The following is a 24,996-nucleotide window of genomic DNA, read 5'->3' on the forward strand; positions in this document are numbered from 1 at the left end:
TATCCATAAATCGCTTAGGTATTGTGGTATGAAATATTTTCTCCCCTTTCCCGTATTCGTGATGCGTGGCCTGCTAGTCCTTGTTCTTGCGTCCCTTTTAGTTCCGAAAAGTGTATCTGCGGCAGATCGTGATCGGATCGAAACCTTCCTGGAGGTTACTGGGTTTGATGTCGCATTAGACAGTATTGCGCTGTCGGCTGGCAGTGCACCAGACATGCTGGGCTTAGAGCCGGGCGATTTCGGGACTGCCTGGAGCCGCTTGTCAAACCAGGTATTTGATACAAACGTGATGCACGATCTTGCATTGCAAATTCTGTCGAAAACATTGGATGAAGAGGCGCTGGCCCATGCCTCGGCCTTTTATGCAAGTGATTTAGGGCAGCGGTTGGTTGTGGCTGAAAATGCAGCCCACATGATCGAAGAAGATGATGTCGTCCAACGGGCAGGAACACGAATTATCTCAGAGTTGGTGCGCGAGGGGTCTAAACGGCTGGCCATTTTAAAGCGTATGGGAACCGCAATTGACTCCTCAAATACCGGCGTTAAGGCGGTACAGCAGATCCAACTTCGTTTCCTTATGGCGGCTCGGGATGCTGGTGTCATTGAGTTGGAGTTGGGCGTAGATGGCTTAGAAGCCCTATTAAAGGAACAGGAAGGTGATTTACGCCTTGCATTACAAGCGTCAGCACTGGCTGGTTCAGCTTATACCTATCAGGCATTTACGGATCGGGATTTACTGGCCTATGTCGAAGCCCTGGAACATCCCTTGATGCAATCTGTCTATGAATTGCTGAATGCGGTACAGTATGAGATTACCGCAAACCGGTTCGAATTGCTGGCGTCCCGGCTATCTGAACTGGCCATGGGCCAGGATATCTAGGACAGCAGCAGGGCAGGGAATGCAGGTCCCTTTCGCCGTTCCTGTTGCGGGACTTGACAGGGTCACGCAACTGCCGCATAAGCCCGCATCCCGGCTCGGAATCTGTTCTGTGCCGGGTTCATTATGTAATCGGTCCCCAACGGGACGCGCAGTTCGAGGTGGCATAGGCCAAAACGCCCGTTGAGGGGACCACAGAACGCGGTTAAAAAAGGAATGACGCATGTTTGCGGTCCTCAAGACTGGCGGCAAGCAGTACAAAGTTCAAGCGGGTGATATCCTCCGCATTGAAAAATTGGCTGCTGATGCTGGCGAAACAATTCAGTTCAACGACATCCTGATGCTGGGCGGCGACGCTCCAGTTGTGGGTGCACCCTTTATTGAAGGCGCTGCTGTGCAGGCCGAGGTCATCGACCAGATCAAAGGCGAAAAGCTGATCCATTTCGTCAAGCGCCGTCGTAAGCACTCTTCTAAGCGCACCAAAGGTCACCGTCAGAAACTGACATTGGTCCGGATCACTGAGATCATGGCTTCTGGTGCTGACGCATCCGGTGTTAAAGTTGCAACGGGCAAAGACGCTTCGGCAGCTAAGGCAAATGCACCCGCAGTTGCTGCATCCGATGATCTGACACAATTGACTGGTGTTGGCCCGGCCGCAGCTACAAAACTGAACGACGCTGGCCTGACCAGTTTTGCTCAGATCGCAGCCTTGTCGGCAGACGACATTGCTGGTATCGAGGCGGTCAAAGTGAAACCCGAGTGGGTTGCACAGGCTGCAGAGCTGGCTAAAGGCTAAGGAGAGACAGAATGGCACATAAAAAAGCTGGTGGTTCCTCCCGTAACGGCCGCGACTCTGCTGGTCGCCGCCTAGGCGTGAAACTATATGGTGGCCAAGCAGCCACTTCAGGTAACATCATCGTTCGTCAGCGCGGGACCAAATTTTGGCCGGGCGAAGGCGTAGGCATGGGTAAAGATCACACGATCTTTGCTGTTGTCGAAGGCGCTGTTACCTTCCACAAAGGCCTGAAAGGCCGCACCTTTATTTCGGTTCTCCCAGTGGCGGAGGCCGCTGAATAAACCGAACCCACAAGGTTAATAAATATTTGGGGGATCGGTGATAAGCCGGTCCCTCTTTCTGTTTTGGTGCAGACCACATGACTATATCTGTAGTCCCGATCTAAGCCAACCTGGCAAGGTTGTCTGTAGAACGAGTACCGAGTGAATAAGGAATATCTGCATGAGCCTGGATCAAACACCTATACAACCGCTCATCGAAACAGAGCGATTTGTCTTGCGTCCTCTCAGGAAATCGGATGCCGGGTTGCTTGTGCAATATACCAGTGATGAACGTGTGGCACGTATGACCAGTTCCATACCTCATCCGCTGCCACCTGGCGCAACTGAAGCTTACATAGGACGTGCGCTGGCGGAAGAGCGCGACGAAGATGTTTGGGCGATCGATGGAACCCGTGATGGTGGTGCTGAACTTAAGGGTGTGATTGGTTTGAAGCGAATGGATCGCAACCAGTCAGAAGCAGGATTCTGGATCGCACCTGTGTTTTGGAATACGGGACTTGCTTCCGAAGCACTAAAGGCGCTGGTTGACGCAAACCCGTTGAACAACGCAGCTATGTTTGCCTCTGTCTTTCAGGACAATCCTGCCTCGGCGCGGGTGTTGACACATTGCGGCTTTGAATATCTGGGTGACGCTGAAACATTTTCGGTTTCGCGCAATGCAGCCGTGCCAACTTGGACATACAGCAGAAAACTGTGATTGGCGCGCCGCTCATGATGCGTTAAGGCAAGCGTTAAGCGAGGCGGGGATAAAATTGCCCCTGCCATGGATCATTCGATACTATCACGCTTGGGTCAGTGACTTGGACCGTGTGAAAAGGAGCAGTCATGAAATTCCTCGATCTGGCAAAGGTCTATATCCGATCCGGTGGCGGCGGCAACGGCTGTATCAGCTTTCGGCGTGAGAAGAATGCAGAATATGGCGGTCCCAATGGCGGCGATGGCGGCAAGGGGGGAACCGTCTGGGTCGAGGTGGTCGATGGATTGAACACGCTGATTGATTTTCGCTATCAGCAGCATTTTTTCGCAAAAAGCGGCCAAAGCGGGATGGGCCAGCAGCGCACCGGTAAAGATGGTGATGACATCGTTTTACGGGTACCCGTCGGCACCGAGATTTTGGACGAAGACCAAGAAACAGTCATTGCTGATTTGACCGAAGTTGGGCAACGCATCCAATTGGCCAAAGGCGGCAATGGTGGCTTTGGTAACCTGCACTTCAAGAGTGCAACTAACCAGGCCCCCCGTCGCGCCAACCCAGGTCAGGAAGGCGTTGAGCGGACCATTTGGCTAAAGCTTAAGTTGATTGCCGATTCCGGTCTTCTGGGCCTGCCGAACGCCGGCAAGTCTACTTTTTTGGCGGCCAGCTCTAACGCACGTCCAAAGATTGCGGACTACCCTTTCACCACATTGCACCCGAACCTCGGCGTGGTTGGCGTTGATAATGCTGAATTTGTTATTGCTGACATTCCTGGCTTGATTGCAGGGGCCCATGAGGGTCGCGGTATCGGTGACCGGTTTTTGGGCCATGTCGAACGGTGTTCGGTTCTGCTGCATCTGGTTGACGGCACATCTGATACTATTGCTGAAGATTACCGCACTATCATCGGCGAATTGGAGGCCTACGGCGGCGAGCTTGCAACCAAAAACCGGGTAACCGCGCTGAACAAGATCGACGCTCTTGACGACGAAGAGCGTGCAGAGGCCCAGGCAGAACTGGAAGCGGCAGTCGGTGGCTCCGTTCTAATGATGTCGGGTGTCAGCCGTGAAGGTTTGCCCGAAGTTTTGCGTGCGGTAAAAGCGGAAATTGAAGATGACCGCATTCGGTCGAAACCCGCTGAGGAGGCGGAGTCTTGGAGTCCCTAAGCAGCGCAAAACGCATTGTTGTCAAAATTGGTTCCGCGTTGCTGGTCGATCGCGGCAATAGTGCCTTGCGTACCAAGTGGCTGCGGGCTCTTGCTGAAGACGTCGCATGGCTGCGGGCACAACAGATTGACGTCATTCTTGTATCGTCTGGCTCTATCGCTTTGGGTCGTGGCGTGTTGTGCCTTTCAAGTTCCGATCTCCCTCTCGAACAGTCCCAAGCAGCGGCAGCCGTAGGACAGATCAGGCTTGCACGGGCATATGAAGAAGCACTGGTTCCTCACGGAATTAAAACCGCACAGGTTCTTGTAACACTGGAAGACAGCGAAAATCGCCGCCGGTATTTGAATTCGCGCGCGACGCTGGAAACATTATTGGGTTTTGGCGTGGTTCCGATTGTCAACGAAAACGACACCATTGCAACTGACGAAATTCGCTACGGTGACAATGATCGACTGGCAGCTCAGGTTGCCGTGACTATTGGAGCTGATTGCCTGGTTCTATTGTCAGATGTTGATGGGTTTTACAGTGCCAATCCTGCGTTGGACCCAAAAGCGATCCGCTATGACAGGATTGCCCAGATCACTCCGGAAATCGAATCCATGGCTGGCGATGGTGTCTCAGGACTTTCCAAAGGTGGAATGATCACAAAATTGATGGCTGCCAAAGTAGCAACTGCCGCGGGTTGTGCCATGGTGATTGCTGAAGGTTCCCATTTGAACCCATTGAAAGTACTAGAGAATGGATCACCTTGCACTTGGTTTTCAGCACATACTGATCCCCAAACGGCACGCAAACGTTGGATTGCGGCCATGAAACCGCGCGGCGAAATAACAATTGATGTTGGTGCGGCGAAAGCTTTGAAATCCGGTAACAGTCTGCTTCCTGCAGGGGTCACTCAAGTGGAGGGCAATTTTGGCCGCGGTGAGCCGCTGGCCATTGTTAGCCCATCCGGGCATAAGCTGGGTCAGGGACTTAGCCGGTACACTGGCGCTGAAGCTCGGGCAATTTCGGGTCTCCAGTCGCACCAGATCGAGAATACGCTTGGCTATCCTGGCCGCGCGGCCTTGATCCACCGGGATGATATGGCACTCTGACTCTTTTTCTTGGTAAAAATGCCTCCGCCGGGGTCGACGAACTCTGGCGCCCAAATTGGGAAAGATTTGAAACTGATGAACGACATTGAAAATATCCCCGAACTCATGGCCAGTATTGGCGCGCGTGCAAAAGCGGCTTCGCAAATTTTGGCTACTGCTTCGGGTGAAGACAAACATACCGCACTGATGGCAGCTGCCGATGCTGTTTGGGCACGACGGAACGAGATTATCGCCGCGAACCTACGCGATCTGGATTTCGGCCGCTCCAAAGGCTTGTCCGACGCGATGATGGATCGCCTCATGTTGGATGAACCCCGCATTCAAAGCATCGTCGACGGCTTACGGGCGGTTGCTGGGCAAGATGATCCGGTTGGCCAGGTTCTGGAAGAATGGGACCAGCCGTCAGGGCTCAACATCCAACGGGTTCGCACTCCGCTGGGAGTCATTGGGGTGATCTATGAAAGCCGCCCGAATGTTACGGCTGATGCGGGAGCCCTGTGTTTGAAGTCAGGCAATGCGGTGATCCTGCGCGGTGGTTCAGAGAGCTTTCATTCTAGTCAGGCTATACAGGACTGTCTGGTTGCCGGACTCAATATGGCCGGACTGCCGCTGGATGCTATTCAACTGGTTCCCACCCGTGACCGAGCAGCCGTTCAACAATTGCTGACGATGACCAATTATGTCGACGTTATTGTACCGCGCGGCGGTAAAGGCCTAGTCGGGCTGGTCCAGCGTGAAGCGCGTGTCCCGGTTTTTGCACACCTTGAAGGTATCGTGCATATTTACATAGATAAGGCCGCTGATGTGAAAAAGGCACTGGAAATCGTGCTGAACGCCAAGACTCGTCGAACCGGCATTTGTGGAGCTGCCGAATGTCTGTTGATCCACAGCGATGTCGCTGAATCCCTGGGTAAGGACATCTTGTCGGCCTTGATGACCGCAGGCGTAGAAGTCCGTGCAGAAAAAGGCCTACCTGGTCCAGATAACATGGTGACAGCAACCGAGGCCGACTGGGGTTGTGAGTATCTTGACATGATCATCGCGGCCAAACGTGTGGACAGTATCGATGATGCGATCGCACATATTCGTCGGCATCATTCGCAGCATACTGACTGTATCATCACAGAAGACCAGGATGCGGTTCAGACGTTTTTCACCGAGCTTGATAGTGCTATCCTGATGCATAATGCATCAACACAGTTTGCAGATGGTGGTGAGTTTGGCATGGGGGCAGAGATTGGTATTGCAACCGGTAAGATGCATGCGCGTGGCCCGGTGGGAGCGGCACAATTGACCAGTTTCAAATACTTGGTCCGAGGCAACGGAACTGTTCGGAGCTGAAACCAATAGAGCGTCGGCCCATGGGGGACTGACGCTCTGCAAATTTAGGCTTACATGATCAAAAATTGATAGTGATTTTGTCCAAGCTTTGTTCGACCCGTACAGTGCGATCCATACTCTTTGCCATTTCAGGCAACATGGCAAATTGCACCAACGCTGGGGTGATTGTAGAACTGGATTGACCACCACTGATCCGCGCCCAGAGATCATCATCAACGTTTATCTTTGGTGCTTCACCAATCACGGTCCATTTTCCATCCGCATAAAAAACTTTAGCAGTACCGCCATAGGGCATGGCTGTCTCAAGGCACTGTAAGGCCAAAAACGAAAGACGGACTTCTTGTCTGTTGCAGGCTTCCAGCGGAGACCACTGAAACTGTAGCCGGGCTCCTTTGCTCATGTCTTCCAAGATCGCAACGGTTTCAGCTCGGCTGAGTTGTTGATTTCCAGCACTGCCAAAGGCCACTCTAAAAAACCGAATGCGTGCATTGGCATTGCCAACGCTGTCAGAGATAAGTTCCAGTTCAGGACCGGCAAGGTCGCCAGACATCTCGAGTAATTCGAGGCCATTGTTAATGGCGCCCACTGGGCTGATCAAATCGTGGCAGATCCTTGACCCTATCAAAGCCGCCAAATTGACGTTATCTATACCCATGTCTTTCCTCCGAATTGGGCCAATCCCTTATGACCGACCTCAATGCGATTTTATCGCCCGGTATGTTTGTCCAGCACCCAGATCATCCCGAATGGGGAGTGGGGCAAGTGCAATCAAATATCGGCGGTAAAATCTCCGTAAATTTCCGTGACCAAGGCAAGCTGGTGATCGACGGATCCCGCATTGCTCTGACACCAGTATTTGATCCGTGATAACGGTTGATGAAGAGTTAACGATTTAGGTAAGTTTTGCTTAAATTGTTGCTTATTCATCGCAATGTTGCTTGTTGATCGCAATCTGGTCTATCTAAGCCCGACTTTGAAATGTGTTAGCTGTTTATCATGCCAGACCAAGGCCCTGCCTTTACCGTAAAAATCGCTGAAACCCGCGAGGATTTGCAAGCCGCGCAAGCGCTACGTTATCAAGTTTTTGTTCAGGAACTTGGGGGAAATGGAAACCTAGTCGACCACTATGCCGGCTTGGAAAGTGACGATTTCGATTCCTACGGCGACCACATGATAATTAAGGATAACTCCAATGGAGTTGTGGTCGGTGTTTACCGGTTGTTACGGGAGGATCAGGCCGTCGCAGCCGGAAGTTTCTATTCAGAAGATGAGTACGATCTGACCAAACTCAGAGCTTCGGGTCGCAAACTGTTGGAATTAGGGAGAACTTGCCTCCATCCCGACTATCGCGGAGGTGCTGCGATGTTTCATTTATGGTCGGGACTGTCAGAATATATCGCATATCACAGTATAGAAATCCTGTTCGGTGTGGCCAGTTTTCACGGGACAAACCCTTTGGCTTTGGCAAACTCCCTTTCGATACTGCGACAAAACCATCTTGCACCAACCGAGTTGCGCGTGCGTGCCAAGACCTATCAGTCGATGGACCTAATACCACAAAATGCACTGGATCGACGTCAGGCTATGATCGACACACCAGCGTTGATTAAGGCCTATTTGCGTCTTGGCGGATGTGTTGGAGACGGCGCCTTTATCGATTATGACTTTAACACCACCGACGTCTTTCTCATCCTTGATACAGAGAAAATAAACCATCGGCAAAGACGTATATATTCAGGCGGGCGAGGGCACCGATGAGCACCAGTTGGCAGAGCGAAATTGAACCTGATCCGATTCACATTTCGGGACTTGGCTGGGCACTGATTAGTTTGCGATGCTTGGTTTTGGGGGTGTTGGTTTTTGGCGGACTTTTGATCCTGCTCACTTTGCGTCTATTTGAACGACCAATGTGCGGGCTGCATCGCCCCATCACTCCTTACGTCACCCAATTTGTATGTCGCAATGCGTTTCGTGTCATGGGCATTGGCTTTCGGACAACCGGTGACCTTATGCAGGAACGTGGAGCTGTCGTCGCCAACCACTCGTCTTGGTTGGATATTTTCGCACTCAATGCTCGCAAGCGTATCTACTTTGTCTCAAAGGCAGAGGTCGCAAAATGGCCAGGAATTGGCTGGCTGGCCAAGGCGACCGGCACTGTGTTTATCGAGCGAAATCCAAAGAAGGCTCGCGAGCAAACATTGCTTTTTGAACAGCGCCTTAAAGCGGATCATAAACTCGTATTTTTCCCCGAGGGAACCTCGACTGACGGATTGCGAGTTTTACCCTTTAAAACAACACTTTTTGCGGCGTTCTTTAGTGAACACTTACGTGACTTTATGTCTGTGCAGCCGGTGTCTGTTGTGTACCACCCGCCCAAAGGGGAACCAAACAGGTATTATGGATGGTGGGGAGACATGGATTTTGCTCCACATTTGCTCAAGATATTGGCCACTGTGCATCAAGGTTCAGTCGAACTTATTTACCACCCTCCGGTCTCTGTGTCAGACTTTGAAAACCGTAAGGTTCTAGCGGCATACTGTGAGGATCAGGTACGTAGGGGGCATGATAAAGGGTGAATGAACAGAGGTCGTCATTTGCACTTGCACCATCTATGAACCTGCCTTATACGCGCGTCATTCAAACCCGCAGGCGGGGTTTGGCCTGATTGGGGGAGACATCCCCAACAGACCGCCGGTTGGAGCATCCGCTCTAAGACCCCCGCCGAGGAAAAAACCGGAAAGGTAATACGAATATGGCTCTTCCTGAGTTCACTCTTCGTCAGCTGCTTGAAGCTGGCGTACACTTTGGCCACCAGACACAGCGCTGGAACCCGCGTATGGGTCCGTACATCTATGGCGCACGTAACGGCATCCACATCATGGATCTGACCCAAACTGTTCCAATGCTGGATCAAGCTTTGCAGGTCATTCACGACACCGTTGCAAAAGGTGGCCGCGTTCTTTTTGTTGGTACTAAGCGTCAGGCTGCAACGCCAATCGCCGAAGCCGCTGAGAAATCAGCTCAGTACTTCATGAACCACCGTTGGCTCGGCGGCACATTGACCAACTGGAAAACCGTTTCCCAGTCGATCAAGCGTCTGAAAGACATCGATGAGAAGATGGAAGTCGGCTTCGAAGGTCTGACGAAAAAAGAGCGTCTGGGCATGGAACGCGACCACGGGAAGCTGCAGGCTTCGCTTGGCGGCATCAGCGAAATGGGCGGTGTACCTGATCTGCTCTTCGTCATCGACGTGAAAAAAGAATCCTTGGCCATCGCCGAAGCCAACAAACTGGGCATCCCAGTTGTTGCAATCGTCGACACCAACTGCTCACCTGATGGCGTAGACTACGTCATTCCTGGCAACGATGACGCATCCCGTGCGATCTCGTTGTACTGTGACCTGGCTGCCCGTGCAGCTCTGGAAGGTATGTCCACTCAACTGGGCGCCGCTGGCGTTGACCTTGGCGCATTTGAAGAAGCGCTAGTTGAAGAAGCTACGGCTGAATCTGCCGAAGCCTAATTCAACCGTCACAGGTTTAACACATGGGGCAGGGTTGACCTGCCCCAATTCGTTTTGATTTGAGGAGAGCCAAAAGATGGCAATCACAGCAGCACTCGTGAAAGAACTGCGCGACTCGACCGGCGCAGGCATGATGGACTCGAAAAAAGCCCTGACCGAAACCAATGGTGACATGGAAGCCGCCGTTGACTGGCTGCGGACCAAGGGTCTGGCCAAGGCAGCAAAGAAATCCGGCCGTACCGCCGCTGAAGGCCTAGTAGCTGTAAGCGTTGAAGGTACCAAAGGTGTCGCGGTAGAAGTGAATTCAGAAACCGATTTCGTCGGAAAAAATGCTGAATTCCAAGGCATGGTCAGTGACATTGCTAAGGTTGCACTGAGTGTAAACGATGTTGACGCACTGAACGCAGCAGATATGGGCGGCAAGACTGTCGCTGAAGTAGTAACAGCCAAGGTTGCAACTATTGGTGAGAACATGTCGGTGCGCCGTATGTCCGCACTTGAAGGTGACCTGGTTGTTTCATACGTCCATAATTCGGTTACGTCCGGAATGGGCAAAATCGGTGTTCTGGTTGCATTGACCGGTGGTGACGAGGCTTTGGGCAAACAGATTGCGATGCACATTGCAGCTGTAAATCCGGCCGCACTGAGCGAAGCCGATCTGGACGCTTCGGTTGTTGAAAAAGAAAAACAGATCCAAATGGACATTGCCCGCGAGTCTGGCAAGCCGGAAGCTGTTATCGAAAAGATGATCGTCGGCCGTATGAAGAAATTCGTCGGTGAGTCGACATTGCTGAACCAATCGTTTGTAGTGAACCCTGATCTGACCGTTGGTGCTGCAGCCAAAGAAGTCGGCGCAACAATTACTGGTTTCGTTCGTCTTGAAGTTGGCGAAGGCATTGAAGTTGTGAAGGAAGACTTTGCGGCTGAAGTCGCCAAAGTTTCACAAAGCTAATATGGTTATCCAGCGGTTTTGAAGCTGGACATATATAGACAAGATGAGACCCGGCTCCGGACAGGTGCGGGTCTCATTTTTTTTCTGTGAGTTCCTTCTGGTACAAAAAAACGGAGCCGCGTTACCGCGACTCCGTTTCTTTTTCGAAGGGTCCCTCAAGATGGGGATGGAAGAAACCCTTCATTGACTTCCGGCTTGATGCCATCAATACGCACCCAACACGAAAAACGGGCTAGACTAGTTTAAAATAAAAACGCCTTCACTCGAATGTCCCTTTGGCTAAAGCCACCACTCACGGAACAATTGTAGAATGCAATTATTCTCGTTTTGGTGGAAGTAGTGAATACCTTACTTGCTCGGGTAGATTGAAACACAAAAAAAGACAACCACTTGGAGATTGAAGTTAAGCTTCCATCACAAACATCTGGTTCAGCAAGGCAGCCTTCAGTACAGCCTGCGCGGTGGTTTCAACGCTCAAGGAATCTCGTGCGAGACGTAAATGTTTTTCAACCGTGGCGGACGTTAAGCCCATCAGTATAGCAATATCCTGAGTGGTCTTTCCGTCACCGACCCATTGCAAAGCCTCGCGCTGGCGCTTGGTCAAGCCACGATTAGGAGGAGAGTAGGGAAGTGACAGAATTTTAAGATGGGTGATGTTGTTGATCAGGGTAATATCTTCACCGTGCTCGAGCCACATCTCATCCAAATGTTCCTGTGTCAGATCACGCTTGCCTGCCAGGGAAATCGCACCTTTGAATCGCCTTGAAATGGAATGAAAGCTAATTGTGTAACCCGCAGTCATTCCCATACGTTTATTAAACTCAATAACCTTTCGGCCTTCTGTACTTAACTCCCGATTGGCGTCCATTGCGTGTACTTGGCGCCAGCTACACGCGCCCTCATTCTCCAAGGCCCAGCGTGTCATTGGAGCATGAAAATAAAGTCCAGTGTGCATAAACCCTTTAAGGTACTCACTCGAGTGATTGGAAAGAATGACAAAATCATCTGGATCGCCAAGTGACGTTTCGGTTTTGTATCGCGTATAACCATAGATCAGCCGGTCAAAACCGTACTGTCCCATTTGGTCAATATGACCGACCCAGAGCTCCTCCAGGCTTCGGCTGCCAGATACAAAATGCAGATATTCCGTCAGCTTCATTTTAACTGCACTCTTCCAAATGGGCCAATAGAGCACTGATTGCCATCGTGTACCCCATAGATCCAAATCCACAAATTTGCCCAAGTGCTACTTTTGATATGTAAGACAACTGCCGAAAATCTTCCCGTGCGTGGATATTTGAAAGATGAACCTCGACACAGGGAATTTCTACGGAAGCCAGCGCATCCATAAGGGCAATTGACGTATGAGTGTAAGCTCCCGCATTCAGAACGATACCTTGGTGATGTCCCTTGGCGGCGTGTATGGCGTCGATCAAAGCACCTTCGTGATTAGACTGGTGACACACGACTTGAGCACCTTGAGACTTGGCGTGCTCAATGCAGTCATTGTCGATCATGTCCAAAGTGACCAGTCCGTATACGTCAGGCTGTCGAGTCCCAAGTAGATTTAGGTTCGGACCGTTCAGAACCAGGATACTACGCATTACAATCAATTCCTTTTACTCATTATCGTGCGGATTATGCCAGCCATCGCTGAAAGTCGAAAGGGAACTTACAAAATACTCGCCTTTTCTCAAATAAACTTGCCCATTGGGGCAAAAATACAAGAACGATTATCATCACAGAAACAGTACTCTAAAGTACCTGCTCTAAACCAAAAGTGCGTTTAGCATGGCTGCAAAGCCAGTCGGGGGCACAACTTTTTCTCTTACCCGTTGGTCAAGACTACTTTGCCTAACACATTTCTATTTTGCAGCATCTCAAGTGCCTGTTTGGCATCTTTCATATCGAATCGTGCACCTATATGAGGTTTAATTTTTCCGGCAATGTAGAGGTCAAATAGTTCCGACAAGTTCTGCAAATGTGATTTGGGATCTCGGAGTACTGACGCTCCCCAAAATACGCCGAGGATTTGGCATCCTTTCAACAGTGTCAAATTCAAAGGAATTTTGGGAATGCCGGCAGGGAACCCAACGACCAAATACCGTCCTTCCCATGCCAATGTACGCAATGCAGCTTCCGCATAATTCCCACCAACGGCATCGTAAACAATATCAACGCTCTCATTTCCCGCTAGCTCTTTGATACCACGCGTAAAATCCTTTTGCCCGGTCCGATCAAGTTCTTTACTGTAGACAATTGTTTCATCAGCACCAATGTTCCGACAAAACACCGCTTTTTCCTCGCTCGACACTGCCGCAATAACGTTTGCACCTGCGGCTTTTGCCAGTTCAATCGCTGCAGCCCCAACGCCGCCAGCTGCTCCGAGAATTAGGAGAGTTTCTCCGGACTGGATCCGGGCGCGATCCTTTAATGCGTGGTAAGACGTGCCATAGGTAAAGATAAAACAAGCGGCTTCTTCAAAAGTCATTTGCGACGGAAATTTGATAGCTTGATCAGCAGAAATGCAAATATGGGTGGCAAAACCGCCATGACCCGTCAGCGCCAAAACACGGTCGCCCAGTGAGAAGCCTTCGACATCCTCTCCAATGCCTATGACCCGTCCAGAAATTTCACCACCGGGGGCAAAGGGGCGAGGGGGCTTCATTTGGTAAAGGTCTCGAATGATTAGTGTGTCCGGGTAGTTAACCCCCGCAGAATGAATGCGAACTAGCAGTTGACCAGGTGCTACATTTGGATTTGGAATTTCGCTCCATTCCAAGGTTTCTGGGCCGCCCGGAGCGGTGCTGAGCATTGCCTTCATTTTGCTTTCTCCTTGATTTGACCTGAGCGAGCCAAAGTTACGTCAAGTCTTCTTTCCACCGACAGCGTTGTCAATGAAATTGCAAGATGCAATTCTGTTCAGAGGCGAAATATTCGTCTGGTACCCGTTCATTCACTGAGGCTACGATAACAATGGCTGAGATTACCCATAAACCATTCATTCGAAAGACTAATGGTATTGAGGATGAAGAGACACAACTACGCCTCACACTGAACGGTTCACCATAGGCACTGTTACCTTAAATTTGATTGCAGCACGTCCAAGGAAACGGAACTGAAATGTTCGAAAATAATCAAATCATCGAAATTTGAGTGCTCGTCAATTCAGCGACATAATCACATGGGAGACAAATAGTGTCATCTGAGAATACAGCCCTGGATCTCATTGCCGTTGAGGCTTACTTGCGTGCTCACCTTCCAAATTTCGCGGGTCCGTTAAGCGCTGTCAAATTTGAAACAGGACAGTCAAACCCGACCTTCCTGCTGAAAACACCCGCGCGCAACTATGTACTCCGACGTAAACCCATGGGGGTTCTGCTAAAATCAGCACATGCCGTAGAGCGCGAATTTCGCATTCAAAAAGCATTGATAGCTTCGAATGTTCCGGTCGCAGGTATGCATTTACTGTGCGAGGATGAAGACATCATCGGGTCATCATTTTATATCATGGATCATGTCGTCGGGCGAAATTTCGTAGAGCCAACACTTCGCGGCCTGGACGGATCGGAGCGAATGCAAGTGTTTGAGAATATGGGGGAAGTTTTGGCAGACCTTCATATGGTAGATATTAATGCAGTGGGCTTGTCCGACTATGGCCCCGCCGGCAACTACTTTGAACGTCAGCTGGCCCGCTGGACCAAACAATATCGCTCCACGGAAACCGAGCGTATTCCCGAGATGGACACGTTGATAAAGGAATTGCAGTCAACATTGCCACTAGATGACGGTCAACGAAGTTTGGTTCACGGTGACTATCGCATAGATAATCTGATTTTTCAGAATAACGGTACGCAATGCCTTGCCGTTTTGGACTGGGAATTGTCAACCATTGGGCATCCTTATTCAGATCTGGCTGGGGTGATAATGCAATGGCAAATGCCCCAGGGACCTGAGGGCCGTGGTCTTTTAGGTGTCGATCGCGAAGTTAATAATATTCCTTCAGATCAAGAGTTTATGGATATGTATTGCGCCCATCGGGGCCTACCAGGGATCGAGAGTTTTGAATTCTATCTTGCCTTCAGTTTCTTTCGCATGGCCGGGATCCTTCAAGGCGTTCTGAAACGCGCAATGAGCGGAAATGCCTCGAACCCCGAACGGGCAAAGAAACTTGGGCAATATGTTCCGCTTTTTGCTCGGCACGGGCTGGATGCTCTTTCAAAGTAAGTATCTTCTTGATCTTGGACAACAGGACCGGAATCTCTTCCGCGGAATTGGTTAGGGCGGAGAAACGCCAACACGCATCTACGTCGCTCAAGAGGGATTAATGCGCCCAACAAAAAGTTGAAGAATGACTTCCAATGCATTGGCAGTTATAACTTTTCATAGGATCTCTTTAGTTTTTGCATGCCTCGTATCCAACGGTCATAGTCCGTCGTTTTGGCGCGCATGTAGCCCAGGACCTTCCGATGAGGTAATATAAGGAACCTTTCACTTTCAATAGCCTCGATACAGGCCAAGGCCACGACATCTGGCTCTAGAATTCCATCAATACTCGCAACCTGGTTTTCCAGACCATGTATCATGTTTGAACGAACGGCCTGAGGGCACAATACAGATACACCGATCCCGGAATCACCGTAAGTGATTGCCAACCATTCTGCAAAACCGACCGCTGCATGTTTTGTCACGCCATAAGGCGCGGCGCCGATTTGATTTAACAGGCCTGCAGCAGAAGCAGTGTTCAAAAAATGTCCGCCACCGCGCTCTATCATTTTGGGCACCATGTGTCGAGCGGCCCACACATGAGACATGACATTGATATCCCACGTTTTTTGCCAGCTATCGTTATCAACTTCGACACCGCCCAGCGTCAGAACTCCTGCATTTGAGCAAAACAGATCAATAGGAGCGATTGTCTCCTCAACGTATGAGATCAGGTCAGAAATCTGGCCTTCGAACCTGACATCCACTTGCATTGCCGTCCCATTGATTTCTGCAGCAACTTTCTTAGCTCCTTCGATATCTATGTCGGCGCAAATGACATGTGCGGCTCCTTTCCGAGCGAGAGCGTAAGACAGTGCACAACCAATCCCATTTGCAGCTCCTGTGACCACAACACATGATTTTTCAATAATCATTTATCTATCCTTTGTCGTGCTTAGAAGTTTACGCTGGCCCAAGATGTCAGGCAATCAAACTTCACCTATAATACATAATACTGATTATGCGTCTAATTCAACGTTAAGTAGATTAGGGGCTAAGAATGAAATGGCTAACAAACGAAATTCTCGGACCTCTCGCCCGTCGCGTCGGCGGTCAGGCCGGAGCTGCTCTTGTGGCTCTGGGCGTGGCTCAACAGCACGAAAGCGCAGTGGCGGCAGTCGTCGCATGGGCAATCGTAAGCGTCGGTGAATTAGCCGTAAGCTCACGGGGCCGCAAAAATCTTGCGGATACTGCAAAGCAAGCATGGGGAACTAACTGATGGTTTTTCCCGCTAATTGGGGCTTTTCTGGGAACAGCAGGTGGCGCGGCGGCTATTACTGCCGGTTCTACTCTGATCGGTGGTGCGCTAAATCGTAGGGCCGAAAAAAAAGCCAATGCGGCGAATAGTCCCGCTAGCCAAGTGGCACAATGGGAAGCTGCCGGAATTAACCCTGAATTTGGGATTAGTTCCGGTGCGTATATTCCTCAACAAGCTACATCAATGGGCGATAGCTTTGCCGCTGCTGGCGGTCAATTCGCCCGTGCGCTTGACTTGAACCATGAGAAAGGACTTCGCGAAACCAATATTGAATTGGAAAACGAGAAGTTGCGCAAGGAAATCGATATTCTTGCCAACCCATCAGATCCATCATATATGCAGAGATACGGGGGATACTCCCCCTGCCCTCTGTTGGTGGTTATAGTTCTCATGCAAGATCTAGTGTTCAAGCTGTTTCTGGTTCTGGTTCTGACGATATTCTTGGGTCAGACGGGGCTCCTGAGTTAAACCAGGGCACTGTCACGTCGGCCCAAGACTTTGGAAGCGGTACTTGGGTTGACACTCGGGTTAGAGACGCGGAAGTGTCTTCCGATCGCTATGGCGATATTGCCGAAGAGGCCGCTGGCTTTCGCAATCTTTACATGGATGCTTTCGCAATCTTTACATGGATAATGTGTATAATGAGCGGCTTGGTGCCTTAGGCGACCAATATGGCCCTCACATTGCTAACGAAGTTCATGGCGAGTACGAGCGGGCGGATGGTCGTACTAACGACCAAGTTATATCGGACGTAACGGACGGAAAGCCTACCACCTTAAGGCCTAAATTTCGCACTTATCCCGAAATGTCTGTTCTTCATGACAATTTTGAATCCGGCATTGTTCCCCTTTGGGGGACTGGTGAATATTCGGAACATATGCGCCGTTTGTATCCATAACGGCTTCTATCCCCCTCTAAAATCTAGGAAAAAATATGAACTAAGCAAATCCACGACTCGCAATCCGTCAAGAGTTTAACGGCCAGCGCCGTTTGCGCCCTTGGTCTAATGCTCACTTTGGCGGAATGAAGGCTGTTGAGGCCCATCCGCTGGCAATCTGTCGTTTCCGTCCCGATGAAGGCGGAACCGTATCCTCAAGTCTTAGGGTCGGTCTTGCGCCGCTCAGTGGGCACATGCGTAGTAAGGCCTATGTTGAGGTGACGCAGGTTGCGGTGCCTTATAAAGCCATTGAAAAGCTTTTGCTTGATGGTCAAGAGGATGCCGGGGTCACTGAAATGTCCCGACGCCGCCTTTTGGCTGGTGAGGGTTTTGGCCTTGAGGACCAGGGGCAGATTACAAAAGCGGCAAACATCCACCCGCGAAGCGTCGGCGGTAATAAGCGGGTTACTAAAACCGCTCGGGCTGCTTACCTTTGTGCAGGTAATCATTTGCTCAAAGTTGCATACTTTAACGCAACCCCTGCGCCCCATACCGAAACGGCAAATTTGCCGGCTCTTTTAACAGCGAATGTTCTTGAGCGGTTTAATGGCGTTCTTGAGCCTGAAAGGCTGGTTGATGGGGTTGTCAATTTGACGGGTGAACTACCCATCAAGGGTATTGGTACCCGTATTCGTGATTTCGACACCGTCAATTCGGATTCTTATAAAGAGTCTGGGGAGACTGCTCCTAGGCAGGTTACTGGTTGGCAAGTTGGCGATGGTCATGGCAACAACTCCGTGATTTTGGAACAGGACCCTGATGATCTTGATTTTCCTCTTATCCGTGCTGATCTTGACGGTGTTGGCGAGCTTACGTTTCGCGATATGATGGCTAGCCAAAAGTTGGACGGTCTTATTCAGAAATTTGCCCAAATGATCAAGGCAGATCCTGTCAATGGTGAAGAGGCTGTTGAGCGGGCTTTGTATGGCATTAAAGTTGACTATGACCACAATTGCCAAGTGTTGTATCGAAAGGTACATGAACTCACTGCTGTGCATCAGCGGCCAATGGATGGCGCTTCAATTAACGATGTGTCAGCGCATTTTGAGCTTAATAGCGCCTTTACATCTTTGGTGCCGGTTTCTGAGTTGGGCTTGCAGTTAGTTACTATTGTATCTGTCAAGCTGCTCGAATCGCTGACCCATCAGCCGGACCCTGCCCAAACTTAAACTTGGGAATTGGTGAACCGCGTTCACGACAAAACGGAGCTTGATGAAGTTCTTCTTACTCGTGCTGATTTGGAAAGTAAGGTTCTTACACACAATGAGGACTAAAGGGCTTTCTGGGTGGGTCACAACTCAGGGCGTGAACGACCAACAAGTTGCTGGCGTCGAAATGAAGACCTCCATGTGGACTTATGAAATTCCGACCTCTGTTACGCCAAGCAACGTTAGCTACCCGGCGGAAGGTATTACTATGTATCCGTTTCATAATTGGAACGGGGCGCATGCTGAATACACCTTCTCGCAGGTGGCGGCCATTTCCACATCGCACGCCAAGGGCCCGAACCCTGTAGAACGTATTCAACTCTTCGCTGATGATTAGAAGCCACTGAGGCTGTCACAGAGCCTGTTGCGCCTTTGGTCGGCGTCGGGCCGCGCGAGGACTTGGCAGATACCTCCGTCAATGAACCGGAGGTAAGCACCGATGAAACGTGATCCAGCTATGGGTGAGCCGCGTAAGCGCCTCACAAGAATGCGCTACGGCGTTGGTCCGATGGGCTTTTTGGCCGATCAGATTATGAAGGAATTACAGCGGGCGGGTTATCCCCCCCCGCGAATTCAATCTGTACCGAACGCCAGAGCAACAGGCCAAATACCTATCGGGGGGGACCTCGCAGGCAAAGGCCTATACTAGTGCACATCAGTACTATGGTGCGTCCGATATCATCCATGAAAAATGGGCGTGGTTTGACAAGCGACAGAAAGGCAATGTGCCTGACGGTACACAGTTTTGGGACCGCCTCTGGGATTGCGTCGAGGTCGTTGGCGAAAAATTCAACGTTGAGTGCAGTGACCGGCTGTCTTGGGACCCTGCACATGTGCAGTTGGCAAACTGGCGCGAATTTCGCGAGGTTGTCGGCCTCAAAGAGCCGAACCAGATGCAACTTGACTGGTATTTCCAGATCACGCTCCCGGCTGTTTGGAAGCAGCACTAGCGCAGCAAGCAACGCGCTACATAGGCAACGTAGAGGCCCCCTTTAAGGGGGGCCTCTGCGGCCCGATACATCCCCCTTGTTCCTGTATACATTTAATGACACCCTCGGATTGAAACATTGTGCACTAACCCCCCCATATTCAATGGCTACGAAACAAGCTGTCGCGAGTGCGATGAATGTGTGGCTACATATAAAAACACTTGGGTTTCTCGTTGTGTGGCTGAAAAGCAAACAATGCCGCACGCTTATGCCATTACTTTCACCTATGCGGATATAACAGAAGAAATCGATGGTGAGTGGATCACTGAGCCACCGCTAGGCGCTCGGGTCTATCGGTATAAAGATGTTGAGCTTATGTGGAAGCGCATAAGATCTGCCGCTAACCGCAAGTGGAAAAACGAAGAATTCGAAATGCGGTACGTGATAGTTGGGGAAAAGGGCACTCGTTTCGGGCGGTGTCATTATCATGGCGTCGTCTTTGCCACTCATCCAATAATTGAGCTTGGCAAGATAACCAGCAGAAAAGGCAACGAATTCGCTTATAAACGACGCCTAAACTGGAGTATTTGGGGGCACGGATTTGTTGAGTTCCAAATCGCTGACCGTAAGGGAATAGCCTACTGCCTCAAATACATCCTAAAAGCCCGCATGACCGCTGAGCGCTCTAAGGGGCATAAACGCGAGGGCAAAACGGAGTGGCTCGCAAGCTCCTATCTTTGGTGCTCCAAAGTTCCAGCGATTGGGTCAAAGTGGCTTTGGGGTAAACTGAATGATCTCCTGAGTAAGGGGATGTGCCCACCTGCCCTGCGTGTGCGGGTTCCCGGCGGTGGTGACTGGTATGTAAGCGGTAAGCTGCAAATGGAAATGTGTCTGTTTCTGCATCAGGCAAACAATGAATATCAGCAATTGCGAGGGCGTAACCTCGCTGGCTGGTTGACACTGATAGAAAGTGTCCAGGACGAAATTGAAAATTCTGAAACTGGTGAAATCTGTAAACGAAAACCATGGGAGTGGCTTGTCAATGGCGAAGAACTGGAAGAAAACCCCGAACACACAGCGGAGCAGGCGCAGGCCGACTTCAACGCGCTCAAGGAGTGAGTGGTACGCCCACAAGCGTCGGATCGCCGCGCCGATCACGAACGCAAGGGCGACACTCCGTAATTGTGGGCACATCGTCCCTTGTGACCTCTGCGCCAGCGAGGTTGACACAGGAAACCTTGCCGACCTCGAGCAAGAGTACCTCCTACGGTTCTCAGAATGGCAGGAAAGACATTCGCAAGGCTCGAGGGAACAGGCTGGGGACTACGAAGAGAGATTCAAGGAATGGTGGCTTACACGCCTCCGAGCTTCTCGGGGATGCGTACTACGAGAAACCGACCTCCTCCAAGAACAGTTCAAAAGGCTTATCCCCGTCACCAAAGCGCAGCACGGTCTCACCTACAAGGGAGCCGTTGGAAAAGCGCTGCAAGGAACGTCCTGACAGTCGCGAAGCAAGAAAGGGTAACGGGGGCTCTAGGCCCTTCGTTCCATGGTGCGATAGAAAAAAAACGACTAATCCAAAAAACAGCGAAACCAAGGGGGGGCAATGCCTCCCCTTTTGTTGTCAACAATAGCCTGAAAACGGAAACTCCAAATATTGGAGTTTTCAGGCGGGGAACCTGCCAAAACCCAGCATAGCTAGCTATTCGTCCAAGACGCGCGGTAAAGGCAAAAAATAGCCCGACAAAATCAGGAAAAAATTGACAACTTAAGGCTGAACTGCAAAGGAATAGTCAAAAAAGCTATGGACAACCTAAAGAATGTGTGAGACACAATATGTAGTGCGCATCCTGCGCACGGGTTAGCGCATTTATCTAGTAATATCAGGTAAATAGTACTGATTTTCAGAGTTTCTATATGCTATGAGTGCGCGCTATTTCCAACTGCTACTATAGTTAGAAAACAGTGGTAACTTTGCCTAACCACCGTTCGCCAACAAAACCAGAGCGACACTGTATAGAGCACGATGTATTCCAAGATGGTAACAGCTTTAGGAACAGTGCTTTATTGGACCTCAGTCACAGGACTGGCCTGCGACGGCCTTGAATGGAAGGCCTCCAAAGAGGTCTTCCAAGGGAAGATGCTGTAGGAACAGTAATGATGTTCCTACCTTGAATCTCACGAGGTATCACCATTTAAGAAACGCTCTCACGGAATACTTAGAAAAAGGCTTGCAACCCTGTTTGCGCACGCCCAAGGATCAACGCATGTACATCGTGCGTGCCCTCATATGTGTTGACTGTTTCAAGATTCATCATGTGGCGTATAACCTGAAATTCCAGCGAAATACCGTTTCCACCATGCATATCACGGGCGTGGCGTGCGATTTCGAGTGCTTTTCCACAGTTATTTCTTTTCACAATTGAAATCATTTCAGGAGCTGCTTTGGCCTGATCCATCAAGCGACCTACTTGCAATGAAGCTTGAAGACCTAACGAAATTTCGGTCTGCATATTGGCGAGTTTCAATTGGAATAACTGCGTTTGTGCCAATGGTCGATTAAACTGGTGCCGGTCCAACCCATATTGACGCGCGGCGTGCCAACAGGCTTCAGCAGCCCCCATTGCACCCCAGCTGATGCCGTAACGCGCACGGTTCAAGCAACCAAATGGACCTTTTAGCCCCTGGACATGAGGCAGCAATGCATCCTCACCAACCTCAACACCGTCCATCACAATTTCACCCGTGATTGATGCTCGCAACGACATCTTGTTTTCAATTTTCGGCGCTGTCAGGCCCTTCATGCCTTTGTCGAGGATGAAGCCACGTATTTTATTCCCGTGTTCCTCTGATTTTGCCCAAACAACAAACACGTCCGCAATCGGTGCATTTGAAATCCACATTTTGGATCCGGTCAGTTTATACCCGTTTTTTGTCTTTTCGGCGCGCGTTTTCATGCCCGAAGGATCAGACCCGGCATCCGGCTCTGTCAGGCCAAAACATCCAATAAATTCGCCGCTCGCCAATTTAGGCAAGTACTTCTGCCGTTGCTCTTCACTTCCGTAAGCATAAATTGGGTACATAACCAATGAACTTTGAACAGACATCATTGACCGATAGCCGGAGTCTACACGTTCTACTTCCCGGGCAACCAAACCGTAGGCAACGTAGCTGCCGCCCAATCCACCGTACTCCTCGGGAATCGTTGTACCGAGCAGACCCATGTCTCCCATTTCCCGAAAGATTGAGGGATCGCATTCTTCGTTGGCATATGCACTGTTCACGCGGGGTTGCAATTTTTCCTGCGAATAGGCCCGTGCCGAGTCCGCAATCATTCGCTCGTCTTCACTAAGCTGGTCACTTAGACGTAAGGGATCGGTCCAGTCAAAACTGCTCAGATCCGGCGCATCTTTGGCGCGAAGCTCCGGTTTGGTATGGGCCATTTCTCTATTTCCTTCCTCAAAGTCTCTTTTGAAATGACTTTAGACTCGAACAATTGACAAAAACAGCGAGACTTTAACACAAAAGTATGAGTATTTATCATACATGGTTACACCGCGACGTTTACTCCCCTCTATCTCTTCGCTCCGCGCTCTGGAGGCACTAGATCGTCTTCAGTCAGCTTCAGCGGTTGCTGAAGAACTGTCCCTAACTCAGAGTGCCGTAAGCAGGCAATTACAAACACTTGAGCGGCAATTGGGTATGGAGCTGATCATTCGAGAGAAGAAACGCCTGTCGTTAACCCAAGAGGCGCAGGAATATGCTGCCGAAGTCCGGCAATCGCTCTCTCAAATAGCTCAGTCGACTTTGAGATTACAAACTTCCCCAATGGCTGGCACGCTTAGTCTGGCTATTCTTCCTGCATTTGGCATGCGTTGGCTGATGCCGCGATTGCCGGATTTTTCCCGGTTGCACCCTGATGTAACAATAAACATGGCCACTCGGCTTAAAGAGTTTAATTTCTCTGGGGAACCATTTGATGCCGCAATACATTTTGGTTACGCCGAATGGCCCGGCACCCAGTCACTTCTATTGAAACACGAACAAGTTTTGCCAGTTTGCGCCCCGTCTTTATTGGGCAAAATGAAGATTTCATGCCCATTGGATATTTTGAAATTGCCGTTGCTCCATATTCAAACCCGCCCGCAGGCATGGGGAACCTGGTTTTCGGAACAGGCAGGCGTGTCGCAACAGTCGGTATCGGGAACGATGTATGACCAATTCGCAACTATTACCCAAGCCGCTTTGCATGGGCTTGGCGTCGCCTTGATGCCTGATTATCTGGTTGAACAAGAATTAGCCGCTGGAAGCTTGATCGCCTTGCACCCTGCCCCAGTCGAAACCAGCGGCGCTTATTATTTGGTCTGGCCCGAGAGCAAGTCCCGTCACGCTGCCTTAACCAAATTTCGGCATTGGTTAGCGACGCAGTCACAGCCCGAGGACCCGTTACCGAGGTGACCGGGTGACCTGCACAGCATCGAACCTTTGGGGTTTTACTTCGGTAAAACCTCTGTCAATTCAGTCCGGAAACGGCGCATATTGTCCTGATAGTGCAAGGCACTGTTGGTCAGACTTTTTTCCATGTCGGCATCCACAGAACGTATCACTCTTCCTGGAGATCCCATGACCAATGAATTATCCGGGATCTCCTTATTCTCCGTAATCAAAGCGCCCGCACCGATTAAGCAGTTCTTACCAATCTTGGCTCCGTTCAGCACGATCGCTCCCATTCCAATCAATGTATTATCGCCAATTGTGCATCCGTGCAGCATGACCTTGTGGCCAATTGTGCAATTCTGACCGATGGTCAACGGGTAACCGGCATCGACATGCATGATGCAATCTTCTTGCACGTTCGACCCCAGCCCGACCCGGATTTCTTCATGGTCAGCGCGAATAGTGCAGCCAAACCAGATCGAGGCACCCTGCCCGACCAAAACCTGGCCAATCAAATTGGCATCTGGTGCCACCCAAGTGTCACTGTGAATTTGCGGTACATGCTCACCCAAGGCATAAATAGTCATGACTGTTCCTCAAATTCGGTTTGAAGTTTACGCACATGATCTGTCAAACTGGGTTGCTGGATACGACGTAACCGGGTCGCTGTGATAATTGTTTTAAGACGCTCTTCGGTCATATCCAGATTATCGTTGATCAACACATGATCGTAGCCGTCCCAATGGGAAATTTCGTCCCAACTTTTCATCATTCGGCGTGAAATCGTTTCGGCATCATCCTGGCCTCTGTTTTCCAACCGTCTACGTAGCTCGATTATTGAAGGTGGAAGGAGGAAGATTGACAATGTGTGCTGGCCAAGAACCGAGTTGCGGATCTGTTGGGCGCCTTGCCAATCGATGTCAAACAGCACGTCTTCGCCCGCATCAATTGCGGTTTGAACCGGTCCTTTTGGCGACCCATAAAAATTGCCAAAAACATGCGCATGCTCCAGCATTTCTCCAGAAGCCACTGCCGATTTAAAATCACTTTCTGCAGTGAACTTATAATCAGTCCCATCCACCTCGCCACTGCGTGGTGCCCGAGTGGTCGCAGAGACAGAGAACCTAATACTTGGATCCCACGCCCGTAAGCGTTTGGCCAGCGTGGATTTTCCCGCTCCAGATGGGGAAGATAGGATGATCAATAGGCCGCGCCGTTCTGTCATGACGTGCTCTCCTTG

Annotated in this window: 28 protein-coding genes; 20 read left to right on the plus strand and 8 right to left on the minus strand. The window is 50.4% G+C overall.

Annotated elements, in window-relative coordinates:
* Window positions 1–28 precede the first annotated feature (28 nt).
* The 7 genes from EBB79_RS10335 to EBB79_RS10365 all read left to right on the plus strand — a co-directional run bounded on the left by EBB79_RS10335 (window position 29) and on the right by EBB79_RS10365 (window position 6,249).
* A complete protein-coding gene (locus EBB79_RS10335; RefSeq protein WP_127748815.1) occupies window positions 29–880 on the plus strand; it encodes a DUF2059 domain-containing protein in 852 nt (283 codons plus the stop codon).
* Window positions 881–1,100: 220 nt separating this feature from the next.
* On the plus strand, window positions 1,101–1,673 hold the full coding sequence (locus EBB79_RS10340; RefSeq protein ID WP_127748816.1) for a 50S ribosomal protein L21: 573 nt from the start codon (window positions 1,101–1,103) through the stop codon (window positions 1,671–1,673).
* A gap of 11 nt (window positions 1,674–1,684) precedes the next feature.
* Window positions 1,685–1,954 carry a 50S ribosomal protein L27 gene (gene rpmA / locus EBB79_RS10345; RefSeq protein WP_127748817.1) on the plus strand — a complete coding sequence of 90 codons (270 nt, stop codon included), beginning with the start codon at window positions 1,685–1,687 and terminating at the stop codon, window positions 1,952–1,954.
* A gap of 160 nt (window positions 1,955–2,114) precedes the next feature.
* Window positions 2,115–2,651 (plus strand): GNAT family N-acetyltransferase, encoded by a 537-nt coding sequence (locus EBB79_RS10350; RefSeq protein ID WP_127748818.1) that lies wholly within the window; start codon window positions 2,115–2,117, stop codon window positions 2,649–2,651.
* Window positions 2,652–2,779: 128 nt separating this feature from the next.
* Window positions 2,780–3,814 carry a GTPase ObgE gene (obgE, locus tag EBB79_RS10355; protein ID WP_127748819.1) on the plus strand — a complete coding sequence of 345 codons (1,035 nt, stop codon included), beginning with the start codon at window positions 2,780–2,782 and terminating at the stop codon, window positions 3,812–3,814.
* Window positions 3,802–4,908, plus strand: a complete 1,107-nt coding sequence (gene proB / locus EBB79_RS10360) for a glutamate 5-kinase (protein ID WP_127748820.1) — start codon at window positions 3,802–3,804, stop codon at window positions 4,906–4,908. The genes obgE and proB overlap by 13 nt, the downstream gene beginning before the upstream one ends.
* Before the next feature lie 75 nt (window positions 4,909–4,983).
* Window positions 4,984–6,249 carry a glutamate-5-semialdehyde dehydrogenase gene (locus EBB79_RS10365; RefSeq protein ID WP_127748821.1) on the plus strand — a complete coding sequence of 422 codons (1,266 nt, stop codon included), beginning with the start codon at window positions 4,984–4,986 and terminating at the stop codon, window positions 6,247–6,249.
* 58 nt (window positions 6,250–6,307) lie between these two features.
* On the opposite strand, the gene EBB79_RS10370 is transcribed toward EBB79_RS10365, so the two are convergent.
* Entirely contained in the window at window positions 6,308–6,904 is a 597-nt protein-coding gene (locus tag EBB79_RS10370; RefSeq protein WP_127748822.1) for a histidine phosphotransferase family protein, read from the minus strand.
* 29 nt (window positions 6,905–6,933) lie between these two features.
* Here EBB79_RS10370 and EBB79_RS10375 point away from each other — a divergent pair, with 29 nt between their 5' ends.
* The 5 genes from EBB79_RS10375 to tsf all read left to right on the plus strand — a co-directional run bounded on the left by EBB79_RS10375 (window position 6,934) and on the right by tsf (window position 10,721).
* Window positions 6,934–7,116: a DUF3553 domain-containing protein gene (locus EBB79_RS10375; RefSeq protein ID WP_127748823.1), complete on the plus strand. Its 183-nt coding sequence runs from the start codon at window positions 6,934–6,936 to the stop codon at window positions 7,114–7,116.
* Window positions 7,117–7,245: 129 nt separating this feature from the next.
* Window positions 7,246–8,007, plus strand: a complete 762-nt coding sequence (olsB, locus tag EBB79_RS10380; protein ID WP_127748824.1) for an L-ornithine N(alpha)-acyltransferase — start codon at window positions 7,246–7,248, stop codon at window positions 8,005–8,007.
* Window positions 8,004–8,825 (plus strand): lyso-ornithine lipid O-acyltransferase, encoded by an 822-nt coding sequence (olsA, locus tag EBB79_RS10385; RefSeq protein WP_127748825.1) that lies wholly within the window; start codon window positions 8,004–8,006, stop codon window positions 8,823–8,825. Before olsB ends, olsA begins: the two co-directional genes overlap by 4 nt.
* 176 nt (window positions 8,826–9,001) lie before the next feature.
* Window positions 9,002–9,769, plus strand: a complete 768-nt coding sequence (gene rpsB / locus EBB79_RS10390) for a 30S ribosomal protein S2 (RefSeq protein WP_127748826.1) — start codon at window positions 9,002–9,004, stop codon at window positions 9,767–9,769.
* Between the two features lie 76 nt (window positions 9,770–9,845).
* Window positions 9,846–10,721: a translation elongation factor Ts gene (gene tsf, locus EBB79_RS10395; RefSeq protein ID WP_127748827.1), complete on the plus strand. Its 876-nt coding sequence runs from the start codon at window positions 9,846–9,848 to the stop codon at window positions 10,719–10,721.
* 403 nt (window positions 10,722–11,124) lie between these two features.
* Here tsf and EBB79_RS10400 read toward each other — a convergent pair whose 3' ends face one another.
* From EBB79_RS10400 to EBB79_RS10410, 3 genes are all read right to left on the minus strand, one after another.
* Entirely contained in the window at window positions 11,125–11,880 is a 756-nt protein-coding gene (locus EBB79_RS10400) for an autoinducer binding domain-containing protein (protein ID WP_127748828.1), read from the minus strand.
* A gap of 1 nt (window position 11,881) precedes the next feature.
* Entirely contained in the window at window positions 11,882–12,325 is a 444-nt protein-coding gene (gene aroQ, locus EBB79_RS10405) for a type II 3-dehydroquinate dehydratase (RefSeq protein WP_127748829.1), read from the minus strand.
* Window positions 12,326–12,549: 224 nt separating this feature from the next.
* Window positions 12,550–13,545, minus strand: coding sequence for an NADPH:quinone oxidoreductase family protein (locus tag EBB79_RS10410; RefSeq protein WP_127748830.1), 996 nt, complete (start codon window positions 13,543–13,545; stop codon window positions 12,550–12,552).
* A gap of 374 nt (window positions 13,546–13,919) precedes the next feature.
* Between EBB79_RS10410 and EBB79_RS10415 the strand changes: the two genes are divergently transcribed.
* Window positions 13,920–14,948, plus strand: coding sequence for a phosphotransferase family protein (locus EBB79_RS10415; protein ID WP_127748831.1), 1,029 nt, complete (start codon window positions 13,920–13,922; stop codon window positions 14,946–14,948).
* A gap of 146 nt (window positions 14,949–15,094) precedes the next feature.
* Here EBB79_RS10415 and EBB79_RS10420 read toward each other — a convergent pair whose 3' ends face one another.
* Window positions 15,095–15,862: an SDR family NAD(P)-dependent oxidoreductase gene (locus EBB79_RS10420; protein WP_127748832.1), complete on the minus strand. Its 768-nt coding sequence runs from the start codon at window positions 15,860–15,862 to the stop codon at window positions 15,095–15,097.
* Window positions 15,863–15,987: 125 nt separating this feature from the next.
* Between EBB79_RS10420 and EBB79_RS10425 the strand changes: the two genes are divergently transcribed.
* From EBB79_RS10425 to EBB79_RS10450, 6 genes are all read left to right on the plus strand, one after another.
* Complete coding sequence (locus EBB79_RS10425; RefSeq protein WP_127748833.1) at window positions 15,988–16,206, plus strand: hypothetical protein; 219 nt, start codon at window positions 15,988–15,990, stop codon at window positions 16,204–16,206.
* 141 nt (window positions 16,207–16,347) lie between these two features.
* Window positions 16,348–16,713 carry a hypothetical protein gene (locus EBB79_RS10430; RefSeq protein ID WP_127748834.1) on the plus strand — a complete coding sequence of 122 codons (366 nt, stop codon included), beginning with the start codon at window positions 16,348–16,350 and terminating at the stop codon, window positions 16,711–16,713.
* A 555-nt stretch (window positions 16,714–17,268) separates the two neighbouring features.
* Window positions 17,269–18,351 (plus strand): hypothetical protein, encoded by a 1,083-nt coding sequence (locus EBB79_RS10435; RefSeq protein WP_127748835.1) that lies wholly within the window; start codon window positions 17,269–17,271, stop codon window positions 18,349–18,351.
* A 136-nt stretch (window positions 18,352–18,487) separates the two neighbouring features.
* A complete protein-coding gene (locus EBB79_RS10440) occupies window positions 18,488–18,727 on the plus strand; it encodes a hypothetical protein (protein ID WP_127748836.1) in 240 nt (79 codons plus the stop codon).
* A 388-nt stretch (window positions 18,728–19,115) separates the two neighbouring features.
* Window positions 19,116–19,340: a hypothetical protein gene (locus tag EBB79_RS10445; RefSeq protein ID WP_127748837.1), complete on the plus strand. Its 225-nt coding sequence runs from the start codon at window positions 19,116–19,118 to the stop codon at window positions 19,338–19,340.
* A gap of 180 nt (window positions 19,341–19,520) precedes the next feature.
* A complete protein-coding gene (locus EBB79_RS10450) occupies window positions 19,521–20,438 on the plus strand; it encodes a rolling circle replication-associated protein (RefSeq protein ID WP_127748838.1) in 918 nt (305 codons plus the stop codon).
* A 1,100-nt stretch (window positions 20,439–21,538) separates the two neighbouring features.
* Here the strand turns inward: EBB79_RS10450 and EBB79_RS10455 are convergent.
* Entirely contained in the window at window positions 21,539–22,762 is a 1,224-nt protein-coding gene (locus tag EBB79_RS10455; RefSeq protein ID WP_127748839.1) for an acyl-CoA dehydrogenase, read from the minus strand.
* 103 nt (window positions 22,763–22,865) lie between these two features.
* Between EBB79_RS10455 and EBB79_RS10460 the strand changes: the two genes are divergently transcribed.
* Window positions 22,866–23,777 carry a LysR family transcriptional regulator gene (locus EBB79_RS10460; RefSeq protein ID WP_127748840.1) on the plus strand — a complete coding sequence of 304 codons (912 nt, stop codon included), beginning with the start codon at window positions 22,866–22,868 and terminating at the stop codon, window positions 23,775–23,777.
* Window positions 23,778–23,812: 35 nt separating this feature from the next.
* Here the strand turns inward: EBB79_RS10460 and EBB79_RS10465 are convergent, their stop codons facing one another.
* Window positions 23,813–24,343 (minus strand): gamma carbonic anhydrase family protein, encoded by a 531-nt coding sequence (locus tag EBB79_RS10465; protein WP_127748841.1) that lies wholly within the window; start codon window positions 24,341–24,343, stop codon window positions 23,813–23,815.
* Window positions 24,340–24,981, minus strand: a complete 642-nt coding sequence (gene gmk / locus EBB79_RS10470) for a guanylate kinase (protein ID WP_127748842.1) — start codon at window positions 24,979–24,981, stop codon at window positions 24,340–24,342. The genes EBB79_RS10465 and gmk overlap by 4 nt, the downstream gene beginning before the upstream one ends.
* Between the last annotated feature and the right edge of the window lie 15 nt (window positions 24,982–24,996).

The organism is Parasedimentitalea marina (assembly GCF_004006175.1).
In the GTDB taxonomy this organism is placed as follows: domain Bacteria; phylum Pseudomonadota; class Alphaproteobacteria; order Rhodobacterales; family Rhodobacteraceae; genus Parasedimentitalea; species Parasedimentitalea marina.

Coding starts and splice junctions, on each gene's coding strand:
- gmk (WP_127748842.1), bottom strand. CDS start 24,981: ATGACAGAACGGCGCGGCCTATTGATCATCCTATCTTCCCCATCTGGA.
- EBB79_RS10455 (WP_127748839.1), bottom strand. CDS start 22,762: ATGGCCCATACCAAACCGGAGCTTCGCGCCAAAGATGCGCCGGATCTG.
- EBB79_RS10335 (WP_127748815.1), top strand. CDS start 29: ATGAAATATTTTCTCCCCTTTCCCGTATTCGTGATGCGTGGCCTGCTA.
- EBB79_RS10340 (WP_127748816.1), top strand. CDS start 1,101: ATGTTTGCGGTCCTCAAGACTGGCGGCAAGCAGTACAAAGTTCAAGCG.
- EBB79_RS10365 (WP_127748821.1), top strand. CDS start 4,984: ATGAACGACATTGAAAATATCCCCGAACTCATGGCCAGTATTGGCGCG.
- EBB79_RS10420 (WP_127748832.1), bottom strand. CDS start 15,862: ATGATTATTGAAAAATCATGTGTTGTGGTCACAGGAGCTGCAAATGGG.
- EBB79_RS10435 (WP_127748835.1), top strand. CDS start 17,269: ATGAAGGCTGTTGAGGCCCATCCGCTGGCAATCTGTCGTTTCCGTCCC.
- tsf (WP_127748827.1), top strand. CDS start 9,846: ATGGCAATCACAGCAGCACTCGTGAAAGAACTGCGCGACTCGACCGGC.
- rpmA (WP_127748817.1), top strand. CDS start 1,685: ATGGCACATAAAAAAGCTGGTGGTTCCTCCCGTAACGGCCGCGACTCT.
- EBB79_RS10410 (WP_127748830.1), bottom strand. CDS start 13,545: ATGAAGGCAATGCTCAGCACCGCTCCGGGCGGCCCAGAAACCTTGGAA.
- EBB79_RS10460 (WP_127748840.1), top strand. CDS start 22,866: ATGGTTACACCGCGACGTTTACTCCCCTCTATCTCTTCGCTCCGCGCT.
- EBB79_RS10400 (WP_127748828.1), bottom strand. CDS start 11,880: ATGAAGCTGACGGAATATCTGCATTTTGTATCTGGCAGCCGAAGCCTG.
- EBB79_RS10425 (WP_127748833.1), top strand. CDS start 15,988: ATGAAATGGCTAACAAACGAAATTCTCGGACCTCTCGCCCGTCGCGTC.
- rpsB (WP_127748826.1), top strand. CDS start 9,002: ATGGCTCTTCCTGAGTTCACTCTTCGTCAGCTGCTTGAAGCTGGCGTA.
- EBB79_RS10375 (WP_127748823.1), top strand. CDS start 6,934: ATGACCGACCTCAATGCGATTTTATCGCCCGGTATGTTTGTCCAGCAC.
- EBB79_RS10370 (WP_127748822.1), bottom strand. CDS start 6,904: ATGGGTATAGATAACGTCAATTTGGCGGCTTTGATAGGGTCAAGGATC.
- EBB79_RS10350 (WP_127748818.1), top strand. CDS start 2,115: ATGAGCCTGGATCAAACACCTATACAACCGCTCATCGAAACAGAGCGA.
- EBB79_RS10465 (WP_127748841.1), bottom strand. CDS start 24,343: ATGACTATTTATGCCTTGGGTGAGCATGTACCGCAAATTCACAGTGAC.
- olsB (WP_127748824.1), top strand. CDS start 7,246: ATGCCAGACCAAGGCCCTGCCTTTACCGTAAAAATCGCTGAAACCCGC.
- obgE (WP_127748819.1), top strand. CDS start 2,780: ATGAAATTCCTCGATCTGGCAAAGGTCTATATCCGATCCGGTGGCGGC.
- aroQ (WP_127748829.1), bottom strand. CDS start 12,325: ATGCGTAGTATCCTGGTTCTGAACGGTCCGAACCTAAATCTACTTGGG.
- olsA (WP_127748825.1), top strand. CDS start 8,004: ATGAGCACCAGTTGGCAGAGCGAAATTGAACCTGATCCGATTCACATT.